The organism is Hymenobacter aerophilus DSM 13606 (genome assembly GCF_000382225.1).
Lineage (GTDB): Bacteria > Bacteroidota > Bacteroidia > Cytophagales > Hymenobacteraceae > Hymenobacter > Hymenobacter aerophilus.
In genome coordinates, this window is sequence record NZ_KB907803.1 from 54,085 (window position 1) to 70,106 (window position 16,022).

Consider the following 16,022-nt stretch of genomic DNA (forward strand, 5'->3'; position numbering starts at 1 on the left):
TTCAGGATATTATAGAAGGTAGTGGTTTTGCTGAAGGTCAATAATATTGTCATTAAAAAAGGTGTTATAAGATAAATAATTTAATAAAAAGACGTTTATATTGATAAAAGTATAATTTGGACTCCGGATTGAGCTTCTGATTTTATCGAATCTCTTCCTTTTGTTCAAAATCTCACTTTCACAACCAACCCCAACGTATGCACAACAAATACTCGGTAGCAGCATTATTGTTGCTGGGTGGCCTGAGCTCTTCGGCCGCCTTCGCCCAGGATTACTCGCGGGTTCAAAGCAAGAACCTGCGCGACAACGGCACCCCCTACCTGGTGCAGTTCAAAGCGGCGGGCAACGCCTACAAGCTCAACGATGCCCCGGCCGTGCTACGCCAGCAGCTGGCCCTCGGCAGCGCCGACGAGCTGCTGTCGGTTGGCACCAAGGCCGATGAGCTGGGCTTTGTGCACGAGAAGTACCAGCAGTACTACAAGGGCATCAAGGTAGAGCACGCCATTTACGCGGTGCACGCCCGGCAGGGCAACGTGGAAAGCATCAGCGGGCAGATTGAGAAGGTGGAGAACCTGAACGTAACGCCCTCGCTCGATGCGGCCACCGGGTTGCAGCGGGCTATGGCCTTTGTGGGCGCCAGGGAATATATGTGGCAGGATGCCCGTGAGGAAGCCGGCCTGAAGCAGCAGGAAGCCAACCCCGATGCCACCTACAAGCCCCGCGGCGAGCTGGTGGTAATCCACGATGAAACCAGCGGCCAGCCGGCGTTGGCCTGGAAGTTCAACGTGTACGCCAAAGCGCCCGTCAGCCGGGCCTACATCTACGTCGATGCCCACTCGGGCCGCGTGATTTCGCAGGATGCCATCATCAAGCACGCCGCCGCTACCGGCACCTTTGCCACGGCCTACAGCGGCACCCGCACGCTGGCCACCGGCACCACCAGCGGCGGCTACTACCTGCGCGAAACCACCCGCGGCTCGGGCATCGAAACCTACAACTGCAAAAAGGGTAACAGCTACTCGGCCGCCACCGACTTCATCGACAACGACAACAACTGGACGGCCGCCGAGTACAACAACGCCAACTTCGACAACGTGGCCGGCGACGCCCACTTCGGCGCCCAGGCCACCTACGACTACTGGAAAACGGTACACAACCGCAACTCCTACAACAACGCCGGCGCCAAAATCAAGAGCTACGTGCATTTTGATGACCAGCCCGGCGGCGCCGGCTACGAAAACGCCTACTGGAACGGCTCGGTGATGACCTACGGCGACGGGGCCAGCACCTTCAAGCCCCTGACGGCCCTCGACGTGTGCGGCCACGAAATCGGGCACGCCGTGTGCGAAACCACCGCCAACCTCACCTACGCCAACGAGTCGGGCGCCATGAACGAGGGCTTCTCCGACATTTGGGGCGCCTGCGTGGAAGCCAAAGCGGTAACCGACTACGGCCTGACCGGCAAGAGCACCTGGGACATCGGCGAGCAGATTATGAAGAACGGCGGGGCCCTGCGCTCGATGAGCAACCCCAACCTCTACGGCCAGCCCGACACCTACAAAGGCAAGTACTGGCAGGCCACTACCGCCTCGCCCTCCAATGCCAACGACCAGGGCGGCGTGCACACCAACTCGGGCGTGCTCAACTACTGGTTCTACCTGCTCAGCCAGGGCGGTTCGGGCACCAACGACATCGGCAGCGCCTACTCGGTAACCGGCCAAGGCATCAGCAACGCGGCCAAAATTGCCTACCGCACCGAAAGCGTGTACCTGACGGCTTCCTCTACCTACGCGCAGGCCCGCACAGCTTCCATCTCGGCGGCTACCGATTTGTTCGGGGCCGGCTCGGCCCAGGTGACGGCCGTTACCAACGCCTGGTACGCCGTGGGCGTGGGCGCCGCCGCGGGTGGCGGGGGCACAACGCCGCCACCAACCGGCGTGACGTACTGCACCAGCAAAGGCAGCAACACGAGCTACGAGTGGATTGATTTGGTGAAGCTGGGCTCCATCAACCGCACTTCGGGTGCTAACGGTGGCTACTACGACGGCACGGCCCTGAGCACGACCCTGGCCGCCGGCTCGTCGCAGACCATCAACATCTCGGCTGGTTTTGCCTCGACGGCCTACACCGAAAACTGGCGCGTGTACATCGACTACAACCACGATGGCGACTTCACCGACGCCGGCGAAACAGTAGTGTCGGGCTCTTCGGCCAGCAGCGCCACGCTTTCGGCTACCTTCACGGTGCCTTCGTCGGCCCGGAGTGGTGCCACGCGCATGCGCATCACCATGAGCGACAACGCGGCCACCACCAGCTGCGGCAGCTTCAGCTACGGCGAAACCGAGGACTACACCGTCAACATCAGCGGCGGAACCGGCCTGACGGCGGGTGCCGGGGCTACCATAGCGGCCCAAAGTGCCTCGCTCGGCAGCAACAGCTTCGAGAAGGCCCTGACGCTGTATCCTAACCCGGCGGCCAACGTGCTCAACATCGTGCTGGCTGGTAAAGCGCCAGCCGTATCGGCCGTCGTGACCGACCTGCGCGGGGCGCGCGTGGCCAATGTGCGCTTCGAGAACGGCCAACTGGACGTGGCCAACCTGGCCGGCGGCGTCTACCTGCTCACCGTTTCCGATGGACAGAAAACCTTCCACGAGCGGTTCGTGAAGCAATAGGCTTGATTTTAAGCTGTTAGCTGAGAGCCATTAGCTGCTAGCTTCCGTTTTGGAGAAATCAACAACTCCAACTAAAAGAAGGCCCCGCGCTCAACTGAGTTCGGGGCCTTCTTCGTTTTTCAGCTAACAGCTCAACATTACCGCGCCCAGGGCGCGTACTCCAGCTTCAGCTCCAGCTGGCCGTAGTTGTCGTTGAGCGACGAAGCCGAGCGGCCCGTGTTGGAGTCGGGGCTGGGAACCGTGCTGATGTCGTCGAGCTGGTCGGTGGTGGTGAGCGAGTACGAACCTTCGAGCGAGGCGTTGAGCCGCGAGGTGAGCCGCACCGTCAGGCCGACGCCCACGGGCAGCGTCAGGGCCACGGCGGGGTAGTCGTAGCGCTCGGGCTCCAGGTAATTGGGCGTGGTGTTGCCGCTGGGCCGCTCGGTGCCGCGGTACGCTTTGGGGCTGTAGAGCGCCATGCCAACGCCCAGCTTCAGGTAGGGCTTGATGAGGGCCGACTGCCCGGCCGGCAGCGAGTAGGCGCCTGGGTCAGTGAGGGGTTCCCAGCGCACGAAGGCCGCCGCCAGGCCGTTTTTGCCCTGGAAAGCCAGGCCGCGGCCGGGCAGGTAGTCCTTGGCCCCAAGCTGCAGATACGACAGCTCGCCGCCCACCTGCCAGTGCGGGTGAAACTGGTAGAGCAGCCCCGCGCTCAGGCTGGGGCCCAGAAACTGGTCGCCCAGCCGGCTGGTCAGGTCGCCGTTGTAGTAGCCCACGCCGCCGCCTAGCGTGAAGCGCAACGGCCCCTTGTAATACAGGCGGCCCTGGTGGTCGTAGTGGCGCTGGCGGCGCTCGGGCCCAACCGACTGGGCCAGCGCCGAGTGCGTGGCGGCGGCCGTGAGCAGCAGCATCGCCGCGGGCAGAAAAGAGCGAAGGGTCACGAAGTAAGAAGCAAAATGAAGGGCCGGCCGCGCCGAAAGCCCGGCAGCCCGATGCGCCTCTAACGGAAACCGACCGCAAAGGATTGTCTAGGGTGCAGCTGCAAGCTTTGAGCGGCAAGCCGCAAGCCACAAGCTGCAAGCTGACGTTCAACATCAGCTTGCAGCTTGCCGCTCAAAGCTTGCAGCTCAGTATAGCTTACTTAAACTTGCCCTGCGGGTCGGGCAGGTGGGTGAGCAGGTCGGCAATCAGGCTGAAATCGACCGAGGAAATGCTGGTAATCTGGCCTTTGTGCACGGCGTCCCAGGCCTGGGCATACTGCTCCTGGTAGTAGTAGGCGCGGGCCAGCTGCTGCCAGGCGCCGGCGTTGGTGGCATCCTGGGTGGTGGCTTTCTGCAGCAGCTCGGTGCCGGTTTTCAGGTCCTTTTTCTTCTTGCCCTGCTCGTAGCGGATGAGGTAGCTCGTGCCCAGATCGGCCAGCAGCGACGAGTTGGTGGGGGCCAGCGCCAGACCTTTTTCCAGCAGCTCAATGGATTGCTCGGGCGTGGGATTGGCGCTGGCTACTACGCCCAGGCCGTGGTAGGCCTCGGCATTGTTGGGGTCGAGCACCCAGGCCAGGTTGAAGCGGTAAGCGGCCGTATCGCGCTGGCTTTCGGCCAGATACTCGTAGCCTTTGCGGCTGAAAAACTGGCTGGCCTCGGCCCGCGAAGGAAAGCTGCCCGCCAGGCCGTCCACCGTGGCCGCGCCCAGCGCCTGCTCGGCCTGCACCGCCGAAAGGCCCCCGAACAGCGGCTGACTGCGGCTGGTTAGCACGGCCTCGCGGGTGGCACCGGCGGCATTTTTGGCGGCCTTGCTGCCCCGCTGGGCCAGCGCCGGCTGCAGCCCGGCCCCCAGTAAAAGAGCCGTCAGCAGAAGCGAAGAAATCGAAAGTTTCATCAGAAAAAAGTAGCGGTAAACGGGTCCGGATGGCCATAACGGCCGGCGGCCCACTGCCAAAGATACGCCCGCCGCCTCAACCTTGCCCGCCGTTCTGCTGCCCGGCTCCGCCCCGCAGCTGAACGTGGCCGGGGCCGGCCGTATTGCATCTGGCTGCGACAAACCAGCCCGGTGGCGGCCTCGTATCTGTCCCGCTGCGTTGCCTGGCGCGGTGGCTTCTGTTTCCCTGTTTTTATCCTGCCGAATGCGTTTTGTTTTCCTGCGGCTGCTGCCCACTTTGCTGATTACCGGGCTGCTGCTGGCCGCCGCTACCGAGTTCAGCGTGGCCCGCCCCAGCCGCCGCACCGCCGATGTGCCCTACGTGCCGGCCACCGACTCTGCCTTTGCGGCCGGCCGGCAGCTGCTCGATGTGTACGCGCCCAAAGCCCGGGCCGCGCGGCCCTATCCGGTGGTGGTGTTCATGCATGGCGGCAACTGGAACAGCGGCAGCAAGAACCTGTATTCGTTTGTGGGCCGGCGGCTGGCCAAGCAGGGCGTGGTGGCCGTGGTGATAAGCTACCGCTTGGCGCCGGCCGTGCGCGTGCCCCAGATGGCCGACGACTGCGCCCGCGCCGTCGTCTGGACCCGCCGCCACATTGCCGAGTACGGCGGCGACCCGGCCCGGCTGTTTCTGATGGGCCACTCGGCCGGGGGCGGCCTGGCGGCCCTGCTGGCCACCGACGGCGCCCGCTTCCGGCGTTGGGGCGAACCCACCAACCCGGTGCGCGGCGTCATCCTCGACGATGCCGCCGGCCTCGATATGTACGATTACCTGCAAAAGCTGGCCTACCCCGGCGACAGAGAGTTTCTGGTGCCCTTCGGGCCCGACCCGGCCAGCTGGCGGCAGATGTCGGCCGTGTACCACCTCACACCCCAAACGCCGCCCTTCCTCATCTTCGTGGGCGGCAAAACCTACCCGTCCATCAGCAGCAGCAGCGCCGAGTTTCGCACCCGGCTGGTCAGCCTGGGGCATCAGCCTTACTACCAGGTGCTGCCCGGCAAAAAGCACATTCCGATGGTGTTGCAGCTCTATTGGCAGCACAACATCATCTACCAAAAGCTGCTGCCGTTTGTGAATCGGTGAACTGTTTTGTCATTGCGAGCGAAGCGAAGCAATCCGGGAGGGCTGTGATACTCTCCGTGAGGCGCCAAGCCCCTGACGCTGGTACGGCTTTCAGGGGCTATCTGCTTCTTAAAGCTTAGCGTTCTGCACCTACGGATTGCTTCGCTCCGCTCGCAATGACAGTCTGGCAGTTCGCTCACCCACCAAACAGCCCCAACTGCTGCGGCGGGTTTTCCAGGGCCAGCAGCCACTTTTTGCGCTCCAGGCCGCCGGCGTAACCCGTGAGCTGGCCGCTGGCACCGATGATGCGGTGGCAGGGCCAGATGATGGCCAGCGGGTTCTGGCCGTTGGCCGCGCCCACGGCCCGCACCGCGCCGGGGTTGCCCAGTTGCCGGGCCAGGTCGAGGTAGGAGGCGGTGCGGCCGTAGGCCACGGCCGGCAGTGCCGCCCACACCCGCCGCTGAAACGCGGTGCCGGTTTCCACGTCCGTCGTCAGCGAAAACGTGCGCAGCTCGCCGCCGAAATAGGCCCGCAGTTGCTCGCGGGCCGCCCGCAGGCAGGCCGGCACCGCACCGGCCGCAGTGGCTGCGCCGGGGCTGCCGGGCGGCAGGAAGTTCACCTCGCGCAGCCCCGCCTCTGTGCCCCGCAGCTCCAGCAGGCCCACGGCGGTAGTCAGCAGTGCACGGGCCGTGGGCGGGTTGATGGGCGAGGCAGCGGGCAACAAAGGCATAGTTGGCAGGAATTAGATAAAAGCGCGGTTTTGGGGCAATTAGGAGCTGGTTTCTTGCAGTATGCCGGGGCCGGCAAGGGCTGCGCGCCCGCAACTGCCTGAGAAAAACCTGTATATTAGTCTAAGCGAAGCAGGAAAATATAAATCTACGCGTAGATTTTTGACTGTTGCTCATTTGTGCTCCTTCCAGACCATATCACCTTCCAAAGCCACCTGTATCGTGCGACATTTATTTCTTTGCTCTGCGCTCGGTTTGGGCCTGCTCGGCCAGCTGCCGGCCGCTGCGGCGCTGCCCAGACCGACGGCCGTTTCGGGACCAACCGAAAAGCAGCCCGCCCAGGGATGGGGCACGGGCCTCACGGCCGCCTACTTCAGCAACGGTTCGCTGGCGGGCCAGCCGGTACTCAAGCGGCAGGATGCGGTGGTTGATTTCCGCTGGGGCATGGGCGCGCCCGCGCCCGGCCTGCCCGCCGATAACTTCTCGGTGCGTTGGGAAGGACTGATTGCGGCGTCCAGCACCGGCCGCTACCGCTTCGTGGCCGTTACTACCGACGAGGTGCGCCTGTGGGTGAACGGCCGCATGCTGCTCGATACCTGGGACGGCAAAAAGGCCGGTAGCAAGGACGAGGGCAGTATTTCGCTGGCGGCCGGCGAGAAAGCCACCATCAAATTCGAATACAACAACGCCTCCGGTACGGCCGGCATCGAGCTGCACTGGGTGGCGCCCGGCCAGGGCCAGCAGCTGATTCCGACCGGCAACCTCTACCCGCTGGGCTCGCCCACCACGCCCGACCCGGCCGGCGCGCCGCCGGTGGCTAAGGCTGCCGTAGCGCCCGCCCCGCGCCCCGAACCGGCGCCGGTAGTAGCCGCTGCCCCGAAACCGGCCCCCAAAGCCGCTAAGCCCGCTGCCCCGGCGCCGGCCCCCAAGGCCGCCCCGGCTCCCAAGCCCGCCCCGGCGGTAGCGGCGGCCCCAGCCAAAAAGCCGGCGGCCGACGACGAAGTGCCCACCGGCGACCTGTCGGGCACGTACGTAATTACGGTTCGTTCGACGGGCAAGCCGCTGGAAGTAACCCAGGGCCGCCCGGCCACCCTGTCGGAGCAGCTGGCCACGGCCGGCGCGGCGCCCGCCGCCGACCCGCAGTGGCGGCTCGAACCGGCCGGCAGCGGCTTCTACCGCCTGGTAGTGCCCGGCAGCAACAAGGTGCTGGAGGTGCTGGGCAGCTCCACTTCCAACGGCGCCGCCATCAGCCTCTGGACCTATTACAGCGGCTACAACCAGCAGTGGAAAGTGGAGCCCGCCGATGATGGCTACTTCAAGCTGATTTCGAAAAACGGCCGCAACAAGGCCCTCACCGACAAAGACTCCACCGACGGCGGCATTCAGCAGTGGCGCTACACGGGCAAGCTCACGCAGCAATGGAAACTGACGCCGGCCAAAGCCGCCGAGGAGCCCGTACTGGCCGGTGCCGGCAACGCCCGCAAAATCGGCGACAACGGCATGAGCGTGTACCCCAACCCTTCGAGTGGCGTGATGCAGATGGCCTACAACCTCAGCGAAGCCAAACCGCTGGGCTGGGTGCTCTACAACCAGAACGGCGTGGCCGTGCGCGTTTCCGACTACCGCAAGCAGCCCGCCGGCTCGCACCACCAGACGCTCAATTTCAGCGGTTTGCCATCTGGTGACTACTACCTGAGCCTGACCGTGGGCGCCAACAACACCCGTCAGGTCGTGTCCATCCGCCGCCCCAGCACCGATGCGCCCGAAGTAGGCGGCGACACCTCGGAGCGCCCCTAAGCCAGCTTCCGGCTGCCGCTGAGCCAGCAAGCAAAAGCCCCGTTCCGGTTGCCGGAGCGGGGCTTTTGCTTGCTGATTTTAGCCGGGGTGGCTTATTCGCCGGTGAAGGCCGGCAGTGCGGCCCAGAGGCGGGCAAACTCGGTGGCGTAGGCGGTAATCAGGGCCGGATCGGGGCTGATAAGCAGGTTTTCCTGGTTGAGCTCGGCCGCCGAGCGGGTCCAGTTGTAGGAGCCGGTGAGTACGTGGCGGTTGTCGGCCAGCGCGAACTTGTGGTGCATGTGGTTGCGGCTCTCATCAATGTGCACCGAAATGCCGCCCTGTTGCAGCATGCGCACGTCGGAGCCCCGGTCGAAGAGCTTTTCGTTGTCGGTGAGCAGGCGCACGCGCACGCCCCGGCGGTGGGCGGCCAGCAGCTCGTCGCTCAACCGGTTATCGGCCACCGTAAACACGCACACGTCCAGCGTCTGTCGGGCCTGCTGAATGAAGCCATGAATAGCGGCCACGCAGTCGTCGTGGGGGCTGAAGTACACCCGCGCCGGCCCCGAATCGGCCTGGCCGGGTGCGGGCATAGCTGCCGGGGCCGGGGCGGCCGCCGGGCTTTCAGGGGCCGGCAGCAGGGCGCTGGCCGTTTCCAGCCACTCCACCACGGCCTTGTCCTTGAAGGTGCTGAAGTGGTTGCGGGCCAGCCCGAACAGCTGGCGGCGCAACGACTCGATACTGCCGTGGCGCTGCTGAAACTGGGCCAGCTGCTCGCGCAGCGAAGCCGCCTCGGCCGCCGAAAGCTGAACATCGGCAAACGCCTGACGGAACTGACTGAGCAGCTCGGAAACGGGTGGGGTAGTGGGTTGGGCCATGCCGGAAGGTACGGTAAACTGCCGGGCTCGTTGGCGCCGGCTCAGGCAAGCAGGCTTTCGAGGGGTGCCAGCTGGCGGGCCACCAGGGCCTGGGCCTCGGCCAGCGCTACGGCCGAGGGCTCGTGCAGGTGGCGCGTGAGGCCGGGTTCGGGCGCGGCGGGGTCGGCATCCCAGAGGCCGGCGTGGTGCCAGGGCGAGAGGTGGTCCCAGTCGGGCCGGTCGATGATGGGGTAGAGGCAGACGCCGAGCAGCGGTACGCCGGCGCGCAGGGTTTTCACGGCTTCGCGGGCCACCATGCGCAACCAGGCGGGGCGGTCTTCGCCCGGGTGGCTGGTTTCGGTGAGCACCACGGGGCGGCGGTAGCGGCGGTAGGCCTCGGTCAGCAGCGCGCTCAGGGGCCGGAAACGCGGGTCGCGGGTTTCGTTGGCCCAGGGCAGCGTGTGGTAGGGCGCCAGCTGCCACTGGTTGTCGTAGTAAAAGTTGAAACCCAGCAGATCGAGGTACTCGGGCCGCCCGCCCAGCTCGGGGCAGAGCCGGCCGGCCAGCATATCCACGCTCTGGTACTGGTTGCGGTGGGCGTCGCGGGCCCGGCGCACCTCGGCCGGACCGGCACCCGGCCGCGGCACAATGTTTAGCAGCGGCTCGGTGGTGAGGATGCGCACCGTGGGGTCGGCCTCGCGCAGGGCGGCCACGCCTTCAATGTAGGCCCGCATCAACCCCAGCTTCACTTCCCAGCCCTGCCCCACGCAGTAGGGCGCGGTGCCGCGCACGTCGCCGCCCAGCCAGCTCATAAAGCTCACCTCATTAATAGGCGTGATGATGAGCACGTCGTCGGGCCGTTGCTGGCGGTAGAAATCCACGAACGCCCGGCACAGCGCGGCAAAGCGGCGGGCAAACATGGGGTGCAGCGGCGTCAGGTCGTCGGGGTAGCCGAAGTGGCACAGGTCCCAGATTTGCTGGATGCCGTGGGCGCGGCCCGCATCGAGCAGCACCTGCACGGTGCTCCAGTCGTACTGGTAGGGCCGGTGCTCCACCTGGCTCCAGCGGATGCCCTCGCGCACGGTGCTTAGCTGGTGCTGTTGGATGAGCTCGTAGTCGGCGTCGAGCAGCTGCAGATGGCCGGTCAGGTTCAGGAAATCAACCCGGTTGCCGAAGGCATTGAGCTGGTCGGTGCATTCGAAACCGGCCATCCAGAACGAGGCAAACGGCGAATCGGCGGTAGCAGGAAGGGGCATTAAGGCGGGGTTGGTGAACGAAAAGCGGGCGCCGCCGGCCGGGCTGGCGGGGCGTCATCCTCTGCTATACCCGCAACGGCCGCCGCAGGTTCGGCCCCGGCCAAACGGCGCCGGGCTTAGAAGGGCGGCTTGAAGGCGGCCGGCCCAACCGTGGGGCTTTGCTTTTTGGTGATGGATTTGGCCTCGATGAAAATGCGCTGGAACTCCGGATACTTAACCCGGATGGCGTCCTGGAGCTGGCCAATCACCATCTCAATATCAGTGGCCGAAAGCTGGTCTTCAAAGTCCACATCGAGGGCCAGCACCACATCGGTAGGGCCCAGGTACATGGTGAGGGGCGGGCGCAGGTTGTGCACGCCCGGCTGTCGGCGCCCGATGGCCTGCAGGTCGGCCAGCACGGCGTCGCTCACGCCCTCGCCCACCAGCAGCGCCCGCGTGCGGCTCACCAGAAACACGGCTACCAGCATCAGCAGCAGGCCAATGGCGATGGAGGCGGCCCCGTCGAGGTAGGGGTTGTTGAGCACGTGGCCGAAAAACACGCCCGCCAGCGCCAGCACCAGGCCCGCCAGCGCGGCCAGGTTTTCGAGCACCGAGGCGTACACGGCCGGGTCGCGGCTGGTGCTCAGAATGCGCCAGAAGCTGGCCTTTTCGTCGGATTTGGCCGCGTACAGGGCCCGGATGGCCAGCCAGCTGGCCCAGCTTTCGAAGCCCGCCGCCACGCCCAGCACCACGTAGTTCCAGAGCGGGTCGGTGAGCGGCTCGGGGTGCTCGATGTGTTTGATGCCCTCGTAGAACGACATGCCCCCGCCGATGGCGAAAATCAGCACGGCCACAATCAACCCCCAGAAATACAGCTCTTTGGAGCGCCCGAACGGATGGCGCGCATTGGCCGGCAGCTGGCTCTGCTTCATGCCGTAGAGCAGCAGAATGGAGTTGCCGCTATCCACGAGCGAGTGAATGCCTTCGGAAAGCATGGCCGACGAGCCGGTGAAAAAGGCCGCCACAAACTTGCTGACGGCAATGCCCACATTGGCTGCCAGGCCGCCGTACAAAGCTGATTTGGAAGAGCCTGCGGACATAGGTGATTTGGTGAGGTGGTGATTTGGTGAGTTTGCCGTTCACCTGTCATCCTGAGCGGAGCGAAGGACCTATACAGAAGCTAATCAATGGATATACTTTCTGTATAGGTCCTTCGCTCCGCTCAGGATGACAGGCGGGCGAGCGGTGCGCGGCAGTGCGGCGCCCGCCTGCCGGTTGGTACGGGGTGGGTTGGGCGGAAGTTAGCCGGGAGGCCAAACAATCCGTGCAAATCCGGCTTTACCTCGCCTATCTTGCCGCTATGCCCGCACCCGCTACTCCTGTCCCCGCTTCCACCCCGCTTAGCCGCCGCCTCGGGCTGGTGCAGGCCACGGCCCTCAACATGATTGACATGGTGGGCATCGGGCCCTTCGTGACGCTGCCGCTGGTGATGGGTTTTATGGGCCCCAACTTCCTGCTGGCCTGGGTGGTGGGCGCGGCCCTGAGCCTGGCCGACGGCTTTATCTGGAGCGAGCTGGGGGCGGCCCACCCCGAGGCCGGCGGCTCGTACCGCTTCCTCAAGCTGGCTTACGGCGAGCAGAAATGGGGCCGGCTGATGTCGTTTCTGTACGTGTGGCAGACACTGGTGCAGGCCCCGCTGGTGGTGGCTTCGGGCGCTATCGGCTTCGCGCAGTATTTCGCCTACCTCGTGCCGCTGCCCGCGTGGTGGCAGCCCAAACTGGTGGCCGGCGCGGTGGTGCTGCTGCTCATCGGGCTGCTCTACCGCCGCATTGAGGACGTGGGCCGGCTGGGCGTGGCGCTGTGGCTGGGCGTGCTGGCGCTGCTGGGCTGGCTGATTTTCGGCGGCCTCACCAACGCCTCCATTCCCGTCGGCTGGCTGCCCGAGGGCGGCATCGGGGCGCTGCCGGGCGTGCTGCTGTCGGTGGCGATGGGGCAGGCCACGGTCAAAACCATCTACTCCTACCTGGGCTACTACAACGTGTGCCATCTGGGCGGCGAGGTGAAGGAGCCCCAAAAGCTGATTCCGCGCAGCATCTTCCTCAGCATCCTGGGCATTATGGCTTTGTATCTGCTCATGAACTGGAGCGTGGCCTCGGTGATTCCGTGGCAGGAGGCGCGGCACTCCGAGTTTATCGTGAGCTTGTTCGTCGAGAAGCTCTACGGGGCCACGGCCGCCAAAATGGCCACGGCGCTGGTGCTGTGGGTGGCGTTTGCCTCGCTGTTTGCGGTGCTGCTGGGCTACTCGCGCATTCCCTACGCCGCCGCTGCCGACGGCGAGTTTCTGCCCATCTTCGCCCGTACGCACCCCACCAAGCACTTCCCGCACGTGTCGTTGCTGCTGCTGGGGGGCGTGGGCTTCGTGTTCAGTTTGCTATTCCGGCTCGGCGAGGTCATCAGCGCCATCCTGGCCATGCGGATTCTGGTGCAGTTCGTGGGGCAGGCGGTGGGACTGGTGCTGCTGCGGCGCCGCAACGGTACGGCTAATCTGCCCTTCAAAATGCCGCTTTACCCGCTGCCGGTGGTGGTGGCCGTGGTGGTGTGGCTGTGGGTGCTGGTGAGTACGGGCTGGCTTTTCGTGGTGTCGGGCCTGGCCGTTACGGCCGCCGGCGTGGGCGCTTTTTGCTCTGGAGCCGCAAGCTCCGGCGCTGGCCGTTTGCCGAGGTGCCGGCGCGAGCTGCCGACTGACTTTGCTTCCAGTCAGGTTGCGTGCCACCGCTCAACCCAGCCACTTCTCGTAGCAGAAAAACCGCAGGCCCGGCCGGAACGCCAGCCCGATTTCGCCCGCGAACCGGTAGCTCAGCTTCGGGAACAGGCTTTGGGTGGCGGCGTTTTCGGAATTGGTGTCCACCCGCAGCACCCGCAGGCCCTGCTGCCGGGCCAGGGTTTCGGCCTGGGCCAGCAGGGCGGCCGCCACGCCGCGGCCCTGGGCGGTTGGGGCCACGGCCAGCCGGTGCGTTACCAGGGCCGGCTCGGCGAAGTCCCAGTCGGCCTGGACATACTCGGCGTCCTGATGGTTGTGGGTGAGGGCCGCGAAGCCCGCCAGCTGCCCGTCCAGCTCGGCCACCCACAAATGGCCCGCTTCCAGGTCGGCCCGAAACACCGCCTCGTTGGGGTAGTCGGCCGACCATTGCAGGTTGCCGGCGGCGCGCATCAGCGGTACCACCTGGGCCAGCAAGGTCAGAATAGCCGGCAGGTCGGCGGGATTGGCGAGGCGGAGCGTCATACGTAATGGTCGTTTTGGCGTGGCGCCTCACCCCCTAGCCCCCTCTCCGAAAAAGGAGAGGGGGACTAGAAGCTAGTTTTTAGTTTAGTTGTGGCTGCTCTAATTCTAGAAAGCTAAAAACTAGTTCCCCCTCTCCTTTTTTCGGAGAGGGGGCTAGGGGGTGAGGCGCCACGCCAAAACGATTTCCTTTCCCCTTACCCGCGGCGCAGCACTTCGGCGGCTTCCTTGGCGAAGTAGGTCAGGATGGCGTCGGCGCCGGCGCGCCGGATGCTGAGCAGCACTTCGAGCATGGTCTTCTCGCCGTCGAGCCAGCCCTGCTGGGCGGCGGCTTTCACCATGGCGTACTCGCCCGATACGTTGTAGGCCGTCACGGGCAGGTTGGTGTGCTGCTTGACGTCCATAATCACGTCGAGGTAGCTCAGGGCGGGCTTCACCATCACCATGTCGGCGCCTTCGGTTTCGTCGAGGGCCAGCTCGCGCAGGGCCTCACGGCGGTTAGCGGGGTTCATTTGGTAGCTTTTCTTGTCGCCTTTTTTGGGGGCCGAATCGAGGGCGTCGCGGAAGGGGCCGTAGAAGGCCGAGGCGTACTTGGCCGTGTAGCTCATGATGCTCACGTGCTGGAAGGCGTTCTGGTCGAGCACCTCCCGAATCCAGGCCACGCGGCCGTCCATCATGTCGCTCGGGCCGATGATGTCGGCGCCGGCGCGGGCCTGGGCCAGGGCCATCTGGCCGAGCACTTCCAAGGAGGCATCGTTGAGAATCTCGCCCGATTCGGCGTCTACCACGCCGTCGTGGCCATCGGAGGAGTAGGGGTCCATGGCCACGTCGGTCATCAGCACCACGTCGGGGAACTGCCGCCGGATGTCGGCCACCGTCTTCAGGTACAGCCCCTCAGGGTTGGCCGACTCGCGGGCCAGCCGGTCCTTCAGGTTGTCGTTGATGCTCGGAAACGGCGCGAACGAGTGGATGCCCAGCTCCACGCAGCGCCCGACTTCGTCGATAATGCGGTCGGCGGAATAGCGGAAAATGCCGGGCATCGACTTCACCTCGGCCTGCTGGTTCTGGCCTTCGATGAGAAAGAGCGGGAAGATAAGGTTGTGGGCCGTGAGGCGGGTTTCCTGCACCATATCGCGGATTACCTGCGACTTGCGGTTGCGGCGCGGACGGTTAGTGGGCACTTGGGGCATGGGTAGTTTCAATTGATAAGACCAGATAGAACAACGGCCGCAAAGGTAAGGTTGCGGGCGGCAGGGAGAAGCCATTTACTTGCCTCGCCAGCTGCCGGCCCATGCGCGTACCAAAAGAAAATAGCCCGGAACGAAGAGCAACAAGCCCACGGTCAGACCAGTTGAGCCCCGATAGCCAAGCCGATTACAAGTCCGGCTACTACCAGAATATCTCCTGCAATGAGATAAGCGGTGCCGGATATGCCTTTCTCTTGAGGTGTCGATAGCACAGCTTTCGATGGCGAAGGTGGCGTATTGGGTGCTGCGGCCGCTTGGCGGTTCTTCTGCCACGCCAGTTCGTGGAAAGGCCAATGTGCCGGCTTATTCTGGCTGGGTGGAGTGGTGCTGACGGGTGGCGGGGCCGCTGGGGAAGGTGTTGGCAGCAGCAGATAGGGTTTAGTAGCCGAAGCTGTTCCAGAATCGGTGGCCAGGGACGCGAGGCGACGGGGCGGGGCCGCCACGACTGGTTCTGGCGGTAGTGGCACGGGTACCCGTGCTCCGCGACACCCGCCAACAAGTAGTCCGGCTAGCAGCCACCACTCTGGAACCCGCTTCATCCCCTCACATATTGAAGAACTCCTGAAACACCTCCAGCCAGGCTTGCCGGCCGCCAATGCCCATCACCACAAAATAGTAGCCCAGCAGCACCCCGGCCGCCCCCACACCCAGCCCCAGCCAGCCGCCGAGCAGAATGCCACCTACCACGGCCGCCACTACCAGGGCCCCGCCCAGCAGCAGGTGCAGCGTATCGGCGCGGTCGGTGCGGGCGGCCGTTGCGGGGCGGGGCGCCCGCATCGTCAGTGGCTGCCGTAGCCCGGCAACGGCCCGCATCAGCCGCCGCGAGCTGGGCCGGGCTTCGGCCAGCGCTACGGGAGAAGTGGGGGCCGCGGGCGTTTGGGCGACGGATGAGCTGGAAACCAGCAGTGGAACGGGAGCCAAGGTGGCTGCTGATGGCGCCGAATCCGCTGGTGAAACGGCCGGAATAACTACCACCGACGAAGCGGCCCGCGGCGCCGGCCGAAACGAAAAGGCGGCCTGTTCGCTGCGGCAGCCCAGTACCAGCAACAGTCCGGCTGCCCACGAGCCGCCGCGAAGGAGTTTTTGCATGGCCGCAAGATAAAAACAAACCGCGGCGGCCCCCGTTTCCGGAAGCCGCCGCGGCGGTTACTACCTGCCGGGGCCGTAATGCGAACTTTGTAGTTCGCGTGGCTGAATGGCGGAATAGTTGTCGTCCAGCCACGCGAACTACAAAGCTCGCGCTACGACTCGAAAAGCTTTATGCGTAAAAGTAGGAA

Annotated in this window: 12 protein-coding genes and 1 pseudogene; 4 read left to right on the top strand and 9 right to left on the bottom strand. The window is 64.9% G+C overall.

Annotation, left to right across the window (positions count from 1 at the left end; genetic code table 11):
- Positions 1-197: 197 nt before the first annotated feature.
- A complete protein-coding gene (locus H145_RS0104050; protein ID WP_026351237.1) occupies positions 198-2,672 on the top strand; it encodes a M4 family metallopeptidase in 2,475 nt (824 codons plus the stop codon).
- A gap of 137 nt (positions 2,673-2,809) precedes the next feature.
- On the opposite strand, the gene H145_RS0104055 is transcribed toward H145_RS0104050, so the two are convergent.
- Both H145_RS0104055 and H145_RS19900 read right to left on the bottom strand, forming a co-directional pair.
- The gene (locus tag H145_RS0104055) at positions 2,810-3,589 is read right to left on the bottom strand and encodes an outer membrane beta-barrel protein (RefSeq protein ID WP_157541137.1); all 780 of its coding nucleotides are present in this window, start codon (positions 3,587-3,589) and stop codon (positions 2,810-2,812) included.
- Positions 3,590-3,785: 196 nt separating this feature from the next.
- Entirely contained in the window at positions 3,786-4,523 is a 738-nt protein-coding gene (locus H145_RS19900; RefSeq protein WP_019946859.1) for a tetratricopeptide repeat protein, read from the bottom strand.
- A 244-nt stretch (positions 4,524-4,767) separates the two neighbouring features.
- Here H145_RS19900 and H145_RS0104065 point away from each other — a divergent pair, with 244 nt between their 5' ends.
- Positions 4,768-5,646, top strand: a complete 879-nt coding sequence (locus tag H145_RS0104065) for an alpha/beta hydrolase (RefSeq protein ID WP_019946860.1) — start codon at positions 4,768-4,770, stop codon at positions 5,644-5,646.
- Between the two features lie 175 nt (positions 5,647-5,821).
- On the opposite strand, the gene H145_RS0104070 is transcribed toward H145_RS0104065, so the two are convergent.
- On the bottom strand, positions 5,822-6,355 hold the full coding sequence (locus H145_RS0104070; protein ID WP_019946861.1) for a methylated-DNA--[protein]-cysteine S-methyltransferase: 534 nt from the start codon (positions 6,353-6,355) through the stop codon (positions 5,822-5,824).
- Between the two features lie 253 nt (positions 6,356-6,608).
- Here H145_RS0104070 and H145_RS0104075 point away from each other — a divergent pair, with 253 nt between their 5' ends.
- Positions 6,609-8,150, top strand: coding sequence for a PA14 domain-containing protein (locus tag H145_RS0104075; protein WP_019946862.1), 1,542 nt, complete (start codon positions 6,609-6,611; stop codon positions 8,148-8,150).
- 92 nt (positions 8,151-8,242) lie between these two features.
- Here H145_RS0104075 and H145_RS0104080 read toward each other — a convergent pair whose 3' ends face one another.
- The 3 genes from H145_RS0104080 to H145_RS0104090 all read right to left on the bottom strand — a co-directional run bounded on the left by H145_RS0104080 (position 8,243) and on the right by H145_RS0104090 (position 11,318).
- Positions 8,243-9,004: a phospholipase D-like domain-containing protein gene (locus tag H145_RS0104080; protein WP_019946863.1), complete on the bottom strand. Its 762-nt coding sequence runs from the start codon at positions 9,002-9,004 to the stop codon at positions 8,243-8,245.
- A gap of 41 nt (positions 9,005-9,045) precedes the next feature.
- Positions 9,046-10,239 (bottom strand): hypothetical protein, encoded by a 1,194-nt coding sequence (locus tag H145_RS0104085; RefSeq protein WP_019946864.1) that lies wholly within the window; start codon positions 10,237-10,239, stop codon positions 9,046-9,048.
- 116 nt (positions 10,240-10,355) lie between these two features.
- On the bottom strand, positions 10,356-11,318 hold the full coding sequence (locus H145_RS0104090) for a cation diffusion facilitator family transporter (RefSeq protein WP_033425868.1): 963 nt from the start codon (positions 11,316-11,318) through the stop codon (positions 10,356-10,358).
- Positions 11,319-11,668: 350 nt separating this feature from the next.
- Here H145_RS0104090 and H145_RS22230 point away from each other — a divergent pair.
- Positions 11,669-12,805: pseudogene (locus H145_RS22230) on the top strand (APC family permease); the annotation flags it as partial.
- A gap of 189 nt (positions 12,806-12,994) precedes the next feature.
- On the opposite strand, the gene H145_RS0104100 reads toward H145_RS22230, so the two are convergent.
- From H145_RS0104100 to H145_RS0104110, 3 genes are all read right to left on the bottom strand, one after another.
- A complete protein-coding gene (locus H145_RS0104100) occupies positions 12,995-13,501 on the bottom strand; it encodes a GNAT family N-acetyltransferase (protein WP_026351240.1) in 507 nt (168 codons plus the stop codon).
- 194 nt (positions 13,502-13,695) lie between these two features.
- Entirely contained in the window at positions 13,696-14,688 is a 993-nt protein-coding gene (hemB, locus tag H145_RS0104105; RefSeq protein WP_019946867.1) for a porphobilinogen synthase, read from the bottom strand.
- A gap of 600 nt (positions 14,689-15,288) precedes the next feature.
- Complete coding sequence (locus tag H145_RS0104110) at positions 15,289-15,834, bottom strand: hypothetical protein (RefSeq protein ID WP_019946868.1); 546 nt, start codon at positions 15,832-15,834, stop codon at positions 15,289-15,291.
- Positions 15,835-16,022: the final 188 nt, after the last annotated feature.